Raw genomic sequence first — 16,732 nt, forward strand, 5'->3', positions numbered from 1 at the left:
GCTCTTCAGGCCCCGGCCCACACGTCGAGCACATAGCGCTGCTCGGCAATCATCTTGTCCATCCACGCCGCGCTGTCCTGTCCGTGCTCGCGCGCGAGGTCGCTGAGCGTGCGCCGCACATCGGGTTCCATGCGCGAGCCGTCGCCGCACACGTACACCACGGCGCCGGCTTCGAGCAGCTTCCACACGGCCGCGCCCTGTTCGCGGATCAGGTCCTGCACGTAGACCTTGCGGTCGCCGGCGCGCGAGAAGGCCGTGTGCAGCTTCATCAGGCCGCGGTGCGACCAGGCCTGCAGCTCTTCGGCGTAGATGAAGTCCTGCTCGGGATGGCGGCAGCCGAAGAACAGCATCGCCTCGCCCAGCGCGTCGCCGCGTTCGACCTGCGCCGCGCGCGCCTGCAGGAAGCCGCGGAACGGCGCCAGGCCGGTGCCCGGACCGATCATGATGAGCGGCCGGTTGGCGTCTTCCGGCAGGCGGAAGCCCTCGGCCGTGGTCTCGCGGATCACGCCGTGCACCGTGTCGCCGGCCTCGGCGCGCGCCAGGAAGTTGGAGCACACGCCCTCGAAGGTGCCCTTGCCCGACATCGCGGGCGCACTCACCACGCCCACCGTCACGCTGCAGCGCCCCGGCGTCATCGTCGGCGACGAGGAGATCGAGTAGTAGCGCGGCGACAGCGGCGACAGCATTTCCAGGAACACCGCGAACGGCACCTGGCAGGCGCGGTGCTCTTCGAGCAGCTCCAGCAGCGACTTGCGCTTGTGCAGCACCTCGGCCTTGTACGCGGCCTGCGAGGCCTCGTCGCTGCCCGACAGCGCCTGCAGCTTCGGCTTGGTGAACGGGCACTCGGTGTGCGCCGCGAGCGTGGCGATCTGCTTGCGCGTGGCCACGTCCTGCAGCTCGACGTAGTCGCCCAGCAGGCGATCGACAGCGATGACCTGGTCGACCGGCAGCGCCGCCTTGCGGCCTGGCACGGCCGACAGGCGCACGTGCGCCGAGCGGTCGAAGCCGAAGCGCGCCATCGCACGCTCGACCTGCGCCGGGCTGTTGCGCGGCACCACGCTCAGGTGGTCGCCGGGCACGTAGTTCACGCCCTCGGGCAGCGTCAGCTCGACGTGGCGCGTGGAGCGCCCGGCCTCGCCGTTGGCGCCGGCGCTTTGCAGTTCGCGGTTCTCGATCACGCGCAGCGGCACGGCGCCCAGCGCATCGACCAGCGCGTTCTTCTGCGGCGGTGGCAGCTCTTCGAGCGTGTACAGCGGCTCGGCCTCGGCCGGCGTGTCGGCGCCGTTCTTGATGTCGAAGGTCTTCACCAGCGCGGGCCACAGCGCGTCGCTCCAGTCCTGGAAGGCGCCGTCCATGTCCTCGCGCGCATCGCCTTCGCCGCGCGCGTGCACGCGGTCGGCGCCCAAGGCTTCCAGCCGTTCGTCGATGCGGCGCGGCACCGCCTGGTAGGTGGCGGCCCAGTCGGTGTTGCCGCAGCCGAAGACGCTGAAGCGCACGCCGTTGAGCGAGTCGTCGGCCTTGTCGAGCCAGCGGTGGAACTCCGCCGCGTTGTCGGGCGCCACGCCGTTGTACGAGGCGCAGACGATCGCCACCGCGCCGCTGGCCGGCAGCCGCTCGGCGTAGTCGTCGAGCGAGGCCAGCTGGGTCGAGAAGCCGCGCAGCTCGCCGGCCTCGGCCAGCTGGCGCGCCAGGTCTTCGGCCGTGCCGAGGTTGGAGCCCTGCAGCACCAGCAGCGAGGTGCCGTGGCGCGCCGCCTGCGGCTTGCGCGCGGCGGGCTTCGTCGGCGTGGCGGGCGCGGCCGTCGCCTCTGCGTTGCCGCGCGGGCGCGAGGCCGGGTCGCGCAGCAGCGCCTTGATCTTGAAGTTCTCGGGCTTGATCGTCAGCGCTTCCTTGATCTTGAGCTTGTAGCCCGTGTGATCGACGAGGTTGAAGCGCTGCAGGATCATGCCCAGCGTGAGCACCGCCTCCTGCAGGGCGAACTGCCGCCCGATGCAGGCGCGCTGTCCGTTGCCGAAGGGCTTGAAGGCGTTCACCGGCCGCTCGCGCTCGGCCTCGCGGCTGAAGTGGTCGGGGTTGAACTGGTCGGCGTCTTCGCCCCAGATGCCCTTGTCACGGTGCAGCGCGAGCGCATGCATGATGACCATGTTGTTCTTCTTGATCGTGTACTGGCCGCCGATCTTGGTGTCTTCCTTCGCGCGCATCGAGATCGCGGGCGCGGTCGGGTACAGGCGCAGCGATTCCTTCAGCACCTGCATCACGTACTGCAGCCGGTTGACCTGCGCGTAGGTGGGCTTTTGCGTGGTGTCGCCGCCGAACACGCTGTCGACCTCGGCCTGCGCCTTGGCCATCGCCTCGGGGTTGTTCAGCAGGAAGTAGATGGCGAACGACAGCAGGCCGCTGGTGGTCTCGTGGCCCGCGATGAGGAATTCGATGCACTCGTCGCGGATCATCTTGTCGGTGAGCTTCTCGCCGCTCTTCTTGTCCACGCCCGCGATCATGTAGCTCAGCAGGTCGGGCTTGGTGGCGATGTCGGCGCCGCTGGCGCGCCGCTCCTCGATGATGTCTTCCACCATCTTGTGCATGTAGCGGATGTCCTTGCGCTGCTGCGCCAGCTCCTTCTTGAGCATCAGCTCCTCGAGCGGAATGCCGCGCCGGTTCTGCACTGTCTCCAGCGTGCGCACCATCGCATCGACGAAAGGATGGAAGCCCTCGCGGTAGAACGAGTTGAAGCGGTAGCCGAAGCCGCACAGGCCGATGGTGTCCAGCGTGAGCGCGGTCATGTCGCGCACCACGTCCACCTCTTCATCGAAATTGAGCCGCTCCCACTTGGTGACCAGCTGCCCCGCGATGTCCAGCATCATCGGGTGGTAGGCCTGCATCGCGCGCTGGCTGAAGTTGGCCAAGAGGATGTTGTGCGGCTTCGACCACGTCTCCTCGTGCGTGTCGGACGTGAACAGGCCGTGCGACGCGGCACGCAGCCGCCGCAGTGCGCCGCGCGTGCTCTTGTCGAAGCGCGGCTCTTCGCACAGCTCGTCGACCAGCGCGGGCGACGACACCACGATCACCGGCATGCCCGGCATGTCGAGCCAGTAGATGCCGCCGAGGTCCTGCGCGATCTTCCACATGTCGAGCACCGGCGAGTCGGAGCCGATGGACAGCAGATTGCCGACGAAGGGTTTCTTCGCCGGATGGGGGATCGGATGGAGCGAGTTCTTTCCTGCCATGGTGTACCTTGTTGTGCCTTCGGTATGGACCCGCTTCGGATGTCCGGGATGCGAATCCGGAGTATCCCGATGGCACAGGGGGTGGGCAGGACGGGGTTTCCCTAGGAAACAATGACGCGGCGCAGGGGGCGATCACGCCGTCAGCGTGATCGTCATTCACAGTGGCCCGAGCACGTCCCCCGAAAGAACTCAGTCAGGGTCGAACCATCTTGCAGTCGGTGCCTTGCGCCAGCTCGTTCCCGGTATAGACCGCATCGGTGCGGAAGCCGTAGTTGGTGCCTTCCCAGCCCGTCTTCACCGCCTTGCCGTCCACCGGCGCGATGGTGTTCACCACCTGCGGCAGCAGCAGCTGGTGGTCTTCGCCGCGCATGCGCACCGGGCCCACCACCGAGTCGAAGCTCAGGTCTTCGAGGGCACGCGCCACCTTCACCGTGTCGGCGCTGCCGGCCTTGGCGATGGCGGCGGCCAGCAGGCGCGGCGTCAGGTCGATGCGCGGCGCGAGGAAGTCCTTGCCGGTCTTGGCCTTGTAGGCCTTGGCCAGCGCGTCGACCTTCGGCGTGTCGGCCTGGCCCGGGTGCCATTCGGCCACCCAGGTGAGTTGCCCCGTCTTGGCCTGCGACACGGCCGTGACGGTGCCCGGCACCGAGCCCGCGCTGTGGTTGAAGTAGCGCAGGTTGTAGCCCGCGTCGCCCGCGGCCTTCTGCAGCAGCGTCATGTCCTGGCCCCAGTTGCCGGTGATGACCGAGTCGGCACCGCTTTGCTTGATGTTGGCGATGTAGGGCGCGAAGTCCTTCACGCGGCCGATGGGGTGCAGCGTCTCGCCGACGAACTGGATGTCGGGGCGTGCCAGGCCCACCAGCTGGCGGCCGTAGCTGGCCCACTGCTTGCCGTGGGCATAGTCCTGGTTCAGCAGGTAGACCTTCTTCACGTCCGGCGTCTTCTTGATGTAGTTGGCCAGTGCCTTCATCTTCATTGCCGTGTTGGCCTCGGTCTGAAAGTGCCAGAAGCTGCAGCCCTTGCCGGTCATCTCGGGGTCGATCGACGAGTGGTTCAGCACGATCAGCTCCTTGCCCGGGTTGCGCTGGTTCCAGCGCGCCACGGCCAGCACCAGCGCCGTCACCACCGACGAGCCCGAGCCGCCCGTGACGATCGCCTTGGCGCCCTGGTCGATCGCCGCCTGCAGCGCGCTCTGGCTTTCCTGCGCCGAGAGCTTGCTGTCGAACTGCAGCAGCTGCAGCTTCATGCCGCCGAGCACGCCGCCCTTGGCGTTGATGTCCTCGATGGCGTACTGCGTGTGCATGAGCATCAGCTCGCCCACGTTGGCGAACGGGCCCGACAGCGGATCGATGTAGGCGATCTTGTAGGTCGGCTGCTGGGCCTGCGCTGCCGTGCCGGCGATGGCAAACAAAGAGGCAAGGGCGATCCGCGCCAGGGGCGCATGCGTGAGCTTCATGGGTGTCTCCGGAGGGTGTGTGAAAGACGGAATCAGTGCTTCGCGCGCAGCCCGATCACGCGGCTGGCCAGCTTCGTGAGCTGTGCCACCACCTCGTCGGGCGAGAGGCGCCCGTTGGGGCGGTACCAGCTGTAGAGAAAGCCCGGCAGGCTGCAGGCCGCGAGCGCGGTGATCTTGGTCTCGTCGAAGTCGAGGTCGCCGTCGCGCCGGGCTTCTTCGAGCAGCGGGCACAGCAGGTCATAGAAGTGATGTGCGAGCTTCTTCTGCGCTTCGAGGTATTCGGGGCGGTACACCTGCGGCTCGCGGTACGCGAAGAAGGCCACCGGGTGGTGCGCGATGGTGGCGCGGATCAGCCCCTCGATGCCTTCCATCACCTTCTCGCTCGCGCGGCGCGGGTCGGCGGCGGCGAAGTCGAGCGCGGTGAAGCAGTCGACCGCGGGGCGCCACGACAGCGTTTCGAAGATCTCCTGCTTGTCGCGGAAGTAGTAGTACACGAAGGGCTTGGTCACGCCCAGCTCGCGCACGATCTGCGCCATGGTCGTGTTGGCGTAGCCCTGCGCGGCAAACAGCTGCGCCGCCGCCTGCAGGATGCGCTCGCGCTGCAGGTCGGTGCCCTGCGTGGCTGCGCGCTGGCGGCCCGTGCCCTGCGGCAGGTGCGGCTGCGCCGCCAGCGCCGTGTGCGTGGCAGAGGGTTTGTTCGGTGTCGCGGAAGTTATACCCATGGGTAGGATTGTTCGTGCACCATGCCGCATTGGCAAGCGCCGGCCCTGCGCAGGCGGCTATCGATAACCCTGAGAAAGTGACGCCATGGAGACAACGCCCGCCATTCCGCAACGCTTGAAGGAACTGCCGCCGCGCGTGCAGCAGCCCCTGCACGCCTACCTGCGCGACCACGCACGCACGCGCGGCGACGCCACCGCCTGCCTCTGGTACGGCCAGGCCCTGAGCTGGGCCGAGCTCGACCGCGCGAGCGACGCCTTCGCCGCGCGCCTGCAGGCTCTGGGCGTGGCCAAGGGCGAACCCGTGGTGCTGTTCCTCAACAACTGCCCGCAGTACCTGGTGGCGCACTTCGGCATCCAGAAGATCGGCGCCATCGTCTGCCCGAGCGGGCCGCTCAACAAGGAGCACGAGCTGGCCTACCAGGTCAACGACCTGAAGGCGCGCGTGATCGTCGCGGCCGCGCCGCTCGTGCCGGTGGTGCGCAAGGTGCAGGCCGAGAGCGCACTGGCCCACGTGTTCGTGGTGCACTACGCCGACCTGCTGCCCGCCGAGCCCACGCTCGACCTGCCGGCCGAACTGGCCGCCGAGCGCACGGCCGAACGCACCGTGCCCGAAGGCTGCGAGGACTTCCTCGCCGTGATGCGCAGCGGCGCCACGCCGCAGCCCGTCGCCATCGACATGGACGACATCGCGCTCATGACCTACACCTCGGGCACCACCGGGCTGCCCAAGGGCGCGATGCTCAGCTACGGCAACGCGCTCTTCAAGACGCGCGCCGCGGCCGACTGCAACGGCGTGGGGCCGGACGACGTGCTGCTGTCGATCGCGCCGCTGTACCACATCGCAGGCATGCTGATGGGCGTCAACGTGCCCGTGCTCAGCGGCGCGGCCTCGGTGCTGATGCACCGCTTCGATCCGCGCGCCGTGCTGCAGGCCATCGACCGCTACGACGTCAGCTGGTGGTACAGCATCGCGCCGATGAACGTGGCCTGCATGCAGGTGCCCGACATCGCCCGCTTCGACCTGTCGAGCCTGAAGATGAACCCCGTGACCAGCTTCGGCATCGCCTTCACCGAGCCGCTGGCCGCGCAGTGGCGCTCGCACGCCAACCACTGCAGCTCGTTCGAGGCCGCCTACGGCCTGAGCGAAACCCACACCTGCGACACCTACACGCCGCACGTGGCGCCGCGCTGGGGCACGCAGGGCGTGCCGGTGCCGGGCGTGACCATCCGCATCATCGACACCGAGACCCAGGCCGACATGCCCACGGGCGAGGTCGGCGAGATCGTGCTCACCAGCGCCGGCTCGTTCAAGGGCTACTGGAACAAGCCCGAAGCCACGGCCGCCACCTTGCGCAACGGCTGGGTGCACACGGGCGACATGGGCAAGCTCGACGCCGACGGCTACCTCACCTTCATCGGCCGCTTCAAGGAAATGATCAAGGTCTCGGGCTACAGCGTGTTCCCCGAAGAGGTCGAGACCATCCTCATCAAGCACCCGGCGGTGGCGCAGGCGGCGGTCATCGCGCAGCCCGACCCCGAGAAGGGCGAGGTCGTGAAGGCCTTCATCGTGCGCAAGCCCGGCGCCGCGCTCGAGGCCGACGCGCTCGTGGCCTGGGCGCGCGAGAACATGGCGAGCTACAAGGCGCCGCGCGCCGTGAGCTTCATCGATGCATTGCCCACCACGGGCGCGGGCAAGGTGCTGCGCCGCCTGCTCAAAGACAAGACCTGAAAGGCTTCCTCGCGTGTTTTCCAAAGTTCTGATTGCCAACCGCGGCGAGATCGCCGTGCGCCTGGTGCGCGCGCTGCGCGACCTGGGCATCGCCAGCGTGGCGGTGCATGCGCGCGACGATGCCGTTGCGCTGCATGTGCAGCTGGCCGACGTGGCGGTGGCGCTCGACGCGACCGGCCCTTCGGCCTACCTCGACGTGGCCGCGTTGATCGCCGTGGCGAAGGCGCAAGGCTGCGATGCGGTGCATCCCGGCTACGGCTTCCTCAGCGAGCGCGCCGACTTCGCACAGGCCTGCGCCGACGCGGGCCTGGTCTTCATCGGCCCCACGCCGGAGCAGCTCGGCCTGTTCGGCGACAAGGCCCGCGCCCGCGAACTGGCTGCACAGTGCGACGTGCCCGTGATGCCCGGCAGCGCCGGCGCGGTGACGCTTGCGCAGGCGCAGGCCTTCTTCGCCGAGCAGCACGCGCAGGGCGCGGGCGTGATGGTCAAGGCCATCGGCGGCGGCGGCGGGCGCGGCATGCGTGCCGTGCTCACGGCCGACGAACTGCCCGAGGCGCACGCGCGCTGCATGTCCGAAGCCAAGGCGGCGTTCGGCATCGAGGGCGTGTACGTCGAGCGCCTGATGCGCAACGCGCGGCACATCGAGGTGCAGGTGCTCGGCGACGGCCACGCCGTGGCCAGCCTCGGCGAGCGCGAGTGCACGCTGCAGCGCCGCTTCCAGAAGCTGGTCGAAATCGCGCCCAGCCCCTCGCTGCCCGAGCCGCTGCGCGCGCAGGTCACGCAGGCCGCGCTGCGCATGGCCAAGGCCGTGGGCTATCGCGGCCTCGGCACCTTTGAATTCCTGGTCGATGCCGCGTCGACCACCCTGCCTTTCGTCTTCATCGAGGCGAACCCGCGCCTGCAGGTCGAGCACACGGTGACCGAGGCGGTGACGGGGCTGGACCTCGTGCAGCTACAGATCGCCGTCGCTTCGGGCGACACGCTGGACGCGCTCGGCGTGGAGGCCGGCCGCACGGCGCCGCAGCGCGGCTTCGCGGTGCAGTGGCGCATCAACGCCGAGACGCTCGATGCGCAGGGCAACGCGCGCCCCGCGGGCGGCACGCTCGCGCGCTTCGACCTGCCCGCCGGCCCCGGCGTGCGCGTCGACACGCACGGCTACGCAGGCCTGGCGCCTTCGCCGCACTACGACACGCTGCTGGCCAAGCTCATCGTGCATTCGCCGTCGCCGCGTTTCGCGGACGCGCTGCGCCGCTCGCTGCGCGCGCTCGACGAATGCCACATCGACGGCATCGCCACCAACCTGCCGCTGCTGTGCGCCATTGCCGCGCGGCCCGAGTTCGCGACGCAGGCGGTGCACACGCGCTTCGTGGAAGCGCACCTCGGCGATCTGCTCGCCGACGCGAAGGCATTTGAAAAGCACACGAAGAAGGTCACCGCGCCCGCCGCCGCGAGCGCGCCGGTGCAGGACGAGGCCGACGACGACGGCCTCACCGTCAAGGCGCCGATGCCCGCGAAGCTGGTGCAGTTCGAGGTCGCGGTGGGCGACGTGCTGCCCGCCGGCGCGCAGCTGGGCGTGCTCGAGGCCATGAAGATGGAGCACCTGCTGCACGCGCCCGTGGCCGGCCGCGTGCTGGCACTTCTGGCCGCGCCAGGCGACTACCTCGTCGAAGGCCAGTCGCTGGTGCGGCTGGAGGCCGTCGATGCGCAGGGCGTCGAAGCGCAGGCGCGCGTCGCGCACGACCTCGACGCGATCCGTCCCGACCTGCAGAAGGTCATCGACCGCCATGCGCCCACGCTCGATGCGAACCGCAAGGCGGCGGTCGACAAGCGGCATGCGCAGGGCGGTCGCACCGCGCGCGAGAACATCGCCGACCTGTGCGACATGGCCGGCGACCCGGGCAACTTCATCGAGTACGGCGCGCTCGCCATCGCCGCGCAGACGCGCCGCCGCTCGCTCGAAGACCTCATCGCCAACACGCCGGCCGACGGCATGGTGACCGGCCTGGGCAGCGTCAACGCGAAGCAGTTCGGCCCCGAGAAATCGCGCTGCGCGGTGCTGGCCTACGACTACACCGTGCTGGCCGGCACGCAGGGCATGCGCAACCACCACAAGACCGACCGGCTGCTCGCGGTGGCGCACCAGCTCAAGCTGCCGGTGGTGCTGTTCGCCGAGGGCGGGGGCGGGCGGCCGGGCGACACCGACATGCCGATCGTCGCGGGCCTGAACAACCACACCTTCAGCCAGTTCGCGGCGCTGTCGGGCAAGGTGCCGGTGGTCGGCATCGTGCATGGCCGCTGCTTCGCGGGCAACGCGGCGCTGCTGGGCTGCGCCGACGTGATCATTGCCACCAAGGGCAGCAACATCGGCATGAGCGGCCCCGCGATGATCGAAGGCGGCGGCCTGGGCACCTTCGCGCCCGAGCAGATCGGGCCGAGCAGCGTGCAGTCGCGCAACGGCGTGATCGACATCCTGGTGGAAGACGAAGCGGCAGCAGTCGCTGCGGCCAAGCAGTACCTGTCGTACTTCCAAGGGGCAACCACCGACTGGCAGTGCGCCGATCCGCGCACGCTGCGCCACGTCGTGCCCGAGAACCGCCTGCGCGTGTACGACGTGCGCGCCGCGATGCGCGGCGTGGCCGACACCGGCTCGCTGCTCGAGTTGCGCGCGGGTTTCGGCGCGGGCATCGTCACGGCGCTGGCGCGCATCGAGGGCAAGCCGGTCGGCCTCATGGCGAACAACCCGCACCACCTGGGCGGCGCGATCGACGTGGAGGCGGCCGACAAATCCGCACGCTTCATGCAACTGTGCAATGCCCACGGGTTACCGATCGTGTCGTTGTGCGACACGCCCGGCTTCATGGTCGGGCCCGAGGTCGAGGCGCAGGCGCAGGTGCGCCACGTGTGCCGCATGTTCATGGTGGCCTCGCACTTGCGCGTGCCTTTCTTCGCGGTGGTGCTGCGCAAGGGCTACGGCCTGGGTGCGCAGGCCATGACCGCCGGCGGCTTCGATGCGCCCGTGTTCACCGTGGCCTGGCCCACCGGCGAGTTCGGCGCGATGGGCCTCGAAGGTGCGGTGCGACTGGGCTTTCGCAAGGAACTCGCGGCCGTGCCCGAGGGCGCCGAGCGCGACGCGCTGTTCAAGCAACTGGTGGCGCAGCAGTACGCGAACGGCGAGGCGATCCACATGGCGCAGACGCTGGAGATCGACGCGGTGATCGACCCGGCCGACACGCGCACCTGGCTGGTGCGCGGCCTGGCGTCGGCCACGCGGCCGGCCGAGGCGGTCTCGGCGTACGTCGACACTTGGTAACTTTAGGTTAGACCTCGTCACTGGCGCGGGCAAGGCGGCTCCGTACACTGGGCCGCTTTTGCACGCATGAAGCTTCTTGCCCGCTGGCGCGTCCGTCTGCGCGACGCCGCCTTTTCCCCTGCACACTGGATGGCCGTTTTCGGCCTTGCGGTGCTGCTCGTGGGCGTGCAGGCGGTGTGGGCGGAGAAGGTCGAGCAGGCGGCACGCCAGCCGGCCGAGGCGCGCTGGGTGGCGAGCTGGGCCGTGGCGGTGCTCGACTTCGCCGAGCTGGATGCGAACCCCGCCACGGCCGCCATCGGCGGACCGGGCGACCATGTGTTCCGCGGCCAGACCTTGCGCCAGATGATGCGCCCGACGATCGACGGCGAGCGCATCCGCGTGCGGGTGTCGAACCGCTTCGGCAAGACGCCGCTGCGCATCGCCGCCGCCACCGTGGCACTGGGCACGGGCGGCGACGCCATCTCGCCGGCCTCGTTGCGCACGCTGCGTTTCGGCGGCCGCGCCACCGTCACCGTGGCGCCGGGCGCGGAAGCATGGAGCGACGGCGTGGCGCTGAACGTTGCGGCGGGCCAGGCCGTGGCCGTGAGTCTTTTTCTCGACCGCGCGACACCGTTCGCCACGATGTACCTGCTGTCCAGCGACACGGGCTGGCTGGCGCAAGGCAACGCCGTCTCGGCGCCCCGGCTGTCGAAGGCGGTGGCGCTGCCGATGAGCCACATCGTGACAGGGCTCGATGTGCTCACCACCCGACCTGTGCGCACCGTCGTTGCGTTCGGCGACTCGATCACCGCGGGCGGCGGCGAGTCGGGCGACGGTTCGTACCCCGACATGCTCGCCACGCGGCTGCGCGACAGCCCGCAGGCCGCGCACGCGGTGTCGGTGATCAACGCCGGCATCGGCGGCAACCGGCTGCTGGTGAACGGCATCGGCCCCGACGGCCTGTCGCGCTTTGCGCGCGACGCGCTGGGCCAGAGCGGCGTGACGCACGTCATCGTGCTGCTGGGCACCAACGACATCGGCCGCGCCATCTTCGCGGGCATCCCCGGCCTGAAGGTGCCGCCGCACGACGTGCCCACGACCGAGCGCGTCACCGAGGGCCTGGGGCAGCTCGTCAAGCAGGCGCGCGCCAAGGGCGTGAAGGTGCTGCTGGGCACCGTGCCGCCCTTCGGCAACACGATCTACGGCACCGACGCCAACGAGGCCATGCGCGAGGCCGTGAACCGCTGGGTGCGCAGCCGCCAGGATGTCGATGGCGTGGTCGACTTCGATGCCGTGCTGCGCGACCCGGCCGCGCCGCGTCAGCTGAATCCGACATTCGACAGCGGCGATCACCTGCATCCCAACCGCGCCGGCCACGCGGCCATGGCCGCGGCCATCGACCTGCGCGAATTGCAGGAATAAAGCGCGTCTGCGGCAGCGAAACAGCTCTACACAAGATTTCGCGCAGCGCTTACAGGCGCTTCACACGGTCCCGGCAGCATGAAGGCTCCTCCAACAACCATGGGGCTTTCTCATGAAAACACTCGCAGTCGCTCTTTCCATCGGTGCCGCTTCGCTGCTGTCGGTGGGCGCCCTGGCCGTTCCCACGGCCGCGCAGGCGCAGGCGGTGATCACCATCCAGGGGCCGCCGCCCCCGCCGCGCTACGAGCGCATGCCGCCGCCGCGTCGCGGCTACGTGTGGTCGCCGGGCCACTATGAGTGGCGTGGCGGTCGCCATGTGTGGGTGCGCGGCATGTACGTGCGCGCACGCCCGGGCTATGCCTACCGCGCGCCGGAATGGCGCGAGAACAATGGCCGCTGGGAATACAACCGCGGCCGCTGGGACCGCGACGGCGACGGCGTGCCGAACCGCCAGGACCGGCGTCCGGACAACCCGTACCGCAATTGATCGATAGAGAGCGCGCGGCGCGCGCCCGGGGCTAGCGGATGCTCACCAGCTCGAGCACTTCGCTGACCTGGAACGCGCCGCCGCTCGCGCCGCCGCGCGTCTGCACTTCGAAGCGGACGACGCGGCCCAGCTCCGGCGAGAACCACACGCTGGCGCGGTAGGTCCCGTACTGGTTGCCACTCCAGGCGCCCGCGTTCGCGAAGCGCTGGGTGTGGCCGCGGTAGTCGATCTTCACCACCTTCATCTCGCGGCCGTTGACCGGCAGCGTGGCGGCGTCGTCCACCACGTGGGCACGCAGATCCATCTTGATGCGCGTGCCGCCCATGGTGGCGTCGTATTCCGTGGCCCAGGCGGCGTCCTGTTCCAGGGTCGGGCGGGCCCAGCCGCCCGGCGGCATGACGCTGTCGAACTCGCCGGCCACGGCCGTCGTGACGCCGATCACCTCGCCGCCCGGCTTCTCGATCCAGCCGCCGTTGTTGAAGCTGAGGCGGTCGTCCGAGGTGGTGGCCGTGTCCGCGCGGTAGATCACCTTGCGGTACGTGTTGGTGAGGCGGTCGTGCAGCTGGTACTCCACGAGGCTCGGGCGCTGCAGCGACACGCTGGCCGGCGCGGGCTGCGAGGCGAGGCGCTCGATGGCCCGCTGGCCGCGCGTCGGCAGTTCCGCGATCCATGCGGCCGGCAGGGCGAGGGTCGCCGGGGCCGATCCGGCGACGAGTCCCACCAGGCGACCCTGCGCATCGAACAGGCCGGCACCGGCGAGGCCCGCCTCGGTCGGCGTGGCCAGCTGCAGCGACTCGAGCGCGCCCGCGGCGTTGCGGCGCACGCCGCCGAGCATGGAAATGCCGAGCGTGAGTTCGCGCCCGCGCGGCGATCCGATGACGTACAGCGGCATCCCGACCTGCAGCGCCCCCGTGGGCACGACGCCCAGCGTCGGCGACACGAGGTTCGCGATGCGCAGCTGGCACAGGTCGCGTTCGACGTCCGGGTGCTCCAGCGCGGCGCCGTAGCTCACGTTGTCACGGCGCAGCGCCACGGCGCTGGCCTTGGCCAGCAGTTTGCAGCTGGTGACGGCCGTGCCCGGGCCGGTGGCCACCGCGCTGCCGATGGCCAGGACCTTGCCCTGGGCGTCGCTGGCCTGCACCACCCAGACGCTGGGCGAGACGCGCGCGAACAGCGCGTCGGGCGCCAGCGGGGCGCCGCCGGCGCGTGCGTCCTGGGCGAAGGTGGCGGGCGCTGCCAGAGCGGCAGCGAGGGCGAAAAGCGGAAGCTGCAGGCGCATCGGGGAGCGGCGATGGAGTGGGTTAGCGGAACACGACCGTGCGGTGGCCGTTCAGCAGCACGCGGTGCTCGCTGTGCCACTTCACGGCGCGGGCCAGCACCTGGCTTTCGGTGTCGCGGCCACGGGCCGTGAGGTCTTCGACCGTGTCGGTGTGGTCGGCGCGGGCCACGTCCTGCTCGATGATCGGGCCTTCGTCGAGGTCGGCCGTCACGTAGTGGGCGGTGGCACCGATCAGCTTCACGCCGCGGTCGTGCGCCTGGTAGTAGGGCTTGGCGCCCTTGAAGCTGGGCAGGAACGAGTGGTGGATGTTGATCGCGCGGCCGGCCAGGCTCTTGCACAGGTCGTTGCTCAGGATCTGCATGTAGCGCGCGAGCACCACGAGTTCGGCGCCTTCGGCCTCGATGATCTCCAGCTGCTTCGCCTCGGCCTGTGCCTTGGTCGCGGCCGTCACCGGGATGTGGTGGAAGGGCACGTTGTAGCTGGCGGCCAGCTGGTAGAAGTCGCGGTGGTTCGAGATGATGGCGCGCACGTCGATCGACAGCAGGCCGCTCTTCCAGCGGAACAGCAGGTCGTTCAGGCAGTGGCCTTCCTTGCTGACCAGGATCACGGTCTTCATCGGGTCGGCGGCGGCGTGCAGCTGCAGGCTCATGCCGAAACCGGTGGCGAAGGCCTTCAGCTCCTCGCGCAGCACGGCTTCGCTGTGGTCGCCGCAGGCGAAGCGCACGCGCATGAAGAACAGGCCGGTGCCGTGGTCGTTGTATTGGGCGGCCTCTTCGATGTTGGCGCCGCGCTCGAGCAGGAAGCCCGACACGGCGTGCACGATGCCCGTCCGGTCGGGACAGGAGAGGTTCAGGATGTAGGCAGGCGTAGTGGTCGTCATCAGGGGCAGGATTGTGGCAGGGGTGCCAGAATCGCGATTTTCCCTCCCCACATAACCGCAGGAGCGAGACATGGCCTTCCAGGACTTCAACATGGACAACCAGTGGTTGCCCTTCACGCCCAACCGCCATTTCAAGAAGGACCCGCGGGTGTTCGTGGCGGCCGACGGCATGACGTTCACGACGCACGACGGCAAGAAGGTGGTCGACGGCATCTCCTCGCTGTGGTGCGTGGGCGCGGGCCACAACCGCAAGCCGATCAACGAGGCCATCAAGAAGCAGCTGGACACGCTGGACTACGCCACCGCCTTCCAGGTCAGCAACGACAAGGCCTTCATGGCGGCCGAGATGATCGCCGCACTGGCGCCGGGCGACCTGAACAAGGTGCTGTTCTGCAACTCGGGCTCCGAGGCCGCCGACACCTCGATGAAGGTGGCGCTGGCCTACCACCGGGCGCGCGGCGAGGGCCACCGCAACGTGTTCATCGGTCGCGAGAAGGGCTACCACGGCGTGGGCTTCGGCGGCATGTCGGTGGGCGGCATCCCGGGCAACCGCAAGGTGTTCGGCTCGGCCTTCCTGCCGCGCGTGGACCACATGCGCTTCATCCACGACCCGGTGAACCACGCCTACATCCACAACGCGGAGCCGGTGTGGACCGAAGACCCGCTGGTCGAGCTCGAGACGCGCATCCTGCCGCTGCACGACCCGAGCAACGTGGCCGCGATCATCGTGGAGCCCGTGGCCGGTTCGGCCGGCTGGTACCTGCCGCCGCAGGGCTACCTGAAGCGCCTGCGCGAGATCTGCGACAAGCACGGCATCCTGCTGATCTTCGACGAGGTCATCACCGGCTTCGGGCGCATGGGCACCAACTTCGCGTCGGACTATTTCGGCGTGGTGCCCGACATGCTGAACTTCGCCAAGTGCGTGACCAACGGCGTGATCCCGCTGGGCGGCGTGATCTGCCGCGACAAGCTCTACGACGCGATGATGAAGACCGACGCGCCCGAGCACGTGGTCGAGTTCTTTCATGGCTACACCTACTCGGGCCACCCGGTGGCCTGCGCCGCCGCCATTGCCACGCTCGACCTGTTCAAGGAAGAGAACCTGTTCGCCCGCGCCGGCGAGATGGGCAAGGTGCTGGGCGATGCCTTCCACAGCACCTTCAAGGGCCTGCCGAACGTGGTGGGCATCCGCAGCCTGGGCCTGGCGGCGGCGGTCGAACTCGCGCCCATCGCCGGGTCGCCGGGCAAGCGCGCCTACGAGGTGTTCCTCGACTGCTTCCACAAGGGCGCGCTGGTGCGGCCCGCGGGCGACGTGCTGGTGATCGCGCCGCCCTACATCGTCGAGAAGCAGCACATCGACACGCTGGTCAACACGCTGGCGGATTCGATCAGGAAGTTCGCCTGAGCACGCCCGCGCAGTAGTCCACCGGCGGCAGCGCCGGCGTGCGCCAGGTGGCGTCGTAGGCGTCGGTGTCGTCCTCGGCCGGGCCGCCGGCCTGCAGGTGGACCGTCTTCACCGACACGTCGGTCGGCAGGTGCTGCGGCACGCCCAGCACCTTGGTCACGTGGCCCGCGCCGGCGATCAGCACCACCGTCTTGCCCGGCTGCCGGGCCTTCACCAGCGCCTGCGCCATGGCGCGGTCGCGCCCGACCTGGATGCGGGTCATGGGGCCGATCTGCGATTCGGGCAGCAGCTTGCAGTGGCCCTCGCGCACGGCCTCCTGCTGCGCGGCGTAGGCCTCGCCGTTGAGCTGCACGTCGAGCGAGACGTCGGCCATCGCGTCCTTCATGCGCGCTCGCGGCAGGTTGGCGCCGACCACCGGCACGCCGGCGCGCACGGCTGCCATCACCGTGGGGCCGTAGCGCGTCCAGGGCCAGGCCTTGTCGTTCCAGCCGAGGGCGGTCTGCACTTGCGCGTCGGTCGCGGTGGCGGGCAAGCGGGCGCTGCTGCGGCCGTCCTCGGCCATCTCGAGCGCCAGCGCGGCGAGCTGGCCGCGCTCGGCCAGGGCCTGCACGGTCTCGCGCTCGAGGGCGTGGTGTTCGGGGGCGTCGTGCTGCTCGCCGAGCAGCAGCGCATCGGCCGGCAGCAGGGCCGCCACGCGGCGCGCGACGGGCGCCTCGGCGGACAGCGCGGCGCAGCCGGCGAGCAGGGCGGCGGCGACCAGGAACGCGAGGAACCGGGAAGCGCGGGAAGGACGAGGAGGCATCCCACCATACTATGCCCGGCGCCCTCCACCGGGCTGTCGT

The 16,732-nt window shown here is 69.7% G+C and carries 11 protein-coding genes; 5 read left to right on the top strand and 6 right to left on the bottom strand.

Going from position 1 to position 16,732, the window contains the following annotated elements; genetic code table 11:
- Nucleotides 1–5 precede the first annotated feature (5 nt).
- From AC1RGU_RS28890 to AC1RGU_RS28900, 3 genes are all read right to left on the bottom strand, one after another.
- Nucleotides 6–3,224: a bifunctional cytochrome P450/NADPH--P450 reductase gene (locus AC1RGU_RS28890; protein ID WP_492699570.1), complete on the bottom strand. Its 3,219-nt coding sequence runs from the start codon at nucleotides 3,222–3,224 to the stop codon at nucleotides 6–8.
- A 193-nt stretch (nucleotides 3,225–3,417) separates the two neighbouring features.
- Nucleotides 3,418–4,677, bottom strand: coding sequence for a branched-chain amino acid ABC transporter substrate-binding protein (locus AC1RGU_RS28895; RefSeq protein WP_159274664.1), 1,260 nt, complete (start codon nucleotides 4,675–4,677; stop codon nucleotides 3,418–3,420).
- Between the two features lie 32 nt (nucleotides 4,678–4,709).
- Nucleotides 4,710–5,399 carry a TetR/AcrR family transcriptional regulator gene (locus AC1RGU_RS28900; protein ID WP_492699568.1) on the bottom strand — a complete coding sequence of 230 codons (690 nt, stop codon included), beginning with the start codon at nucleotides 5,397–5,399 and terminating at the stop codon, nucleotides 4,710–4,712.
- 85 nt (nucleotides 5,400–5,484) lie between these two features.
- Here AC1RGU_RS28900 and AC1RGU_RS28905 point away from each other — a divergent pair, with 85 nt between their 5' ends.
- From AC1RGU_RS28905 to AC1RGU_RS28920, 4 genes are all read left to right on the top strand, one after another.
- Nucleotides 5,485–7,128, top strand: coding sequence for an AMP-binding protein (locus AC1RGU_RS28905; protein WP_492699566.1), 1,644 nt, complete (start codon nucleotides 5,485–5,487; stop codon nucleotides 7,126–7,128).
- Between the two features lie 13 nt (nucleotides 7,129–7,141).
- Entirely contained in the window at nucleotides 7,142–10,438 is a 3,297-nt protein-coding gene (locus AC1RGU_RS28910) for a carboxyl transferase domain-containing protein (RefSeq protein WP_492699564.1), read from the top strand.
- Nucleotides 10,439–10,567: 129 nt separating this feature from the next.
- The gene (locus AC1RGU_RS28915) at nucleotides 10,568–11,839 is read left to right on the top strand and encodes a GDSL-type esterase/lipase family protein (RefSeq protein WP_492740813.1); all 1,272 of its coding nucleotides are present in this window, start codon (nucleotides 10,568–10,570) and stop codon (nucleotides 11,837–11,839) included.
- Between the two features lie 112 nt (nucleotides 11,840–11,951).
- Nucleotides 11,952–12,326 carry a YXWGXW repeat-containing protein gene (locus AC1RGU_RS28920; protein WP_159279682.1) on the top strand — a complete coding sequence of 125 codons (375 nt, stop codon included), beginning with the start codon at nucleotides 11,952–11,954 and terminating at the stop codon, nucleotides 12,324–12,326.
- 31 nt (nucleotides 12,327–12,357) lie between these two features.
- Here AC1RGU_RS28920 and AC1RGU_RS28925 read toward each other — a convergent pair whose 3' ends face one another.
- A complete protein-coding gene (locus tag AC1RGU_RS28925) occupies nucleotides 12,358–13,605 on the bottom strand; it encodes a S1 family peptidase (RefSeq protein WP_492699560.1) in 1,248 nt (415 codons plus the stop codon).
- A gap of 22 nt (nucleotides 13,606–13,627) precedes the next feature.
- Nucleotides 13,628–14,485, bottom strand: coding sequence for a formyltetrahydrofolate deformylase (gene purU / locus AC1RGU_RS28930; RefSeq protein WP_062478396.1), 858 nt, complete (start codon nucleotides 14,483–14,485; stop codon nucleotides 13,628–13,630).
- Nucleotides 14,486–14,555: 70 nt separating this feature from the next.
- On the opposite strand from purU, the gene aptA reads away from it, so the two are divergent.
- A complete protein-coding gene (gene aptA / locus AC1RGU_RS28935) occupies nucleotides 14,556–15,890 on the top strand; it encodes an omega-aminotransferase AptA (protein WP_492699558.1) in 1,335 nt (444 codons plus the stop codon).
- Here aptA and AC1RGU_RS28940 read toward each other — a convergent pair.
- Nucleotides 15,874–16,692: a ChaN family lipoprotein gene (locus AC1RGU_RS28940; RefSeq protein ID WP_492699556.1), complete on the bottom strand. Its 819-nt coding sequence runs from the start codon at nucleotides 16,690–16,692 to the stop codon at nucleotides 15,874–15,876. The two genes, aptA and AC1RGU_RS28940, sit on opposite strands and share 17 nt — an antisense overlap.
- Between the last annotated feature and the right edge of the window lie 40 nt (nucleotides 16,693–16,732).

This window comes from Variovorax sp. GW823-FHT02B07 (assembly GCF_058797695.1).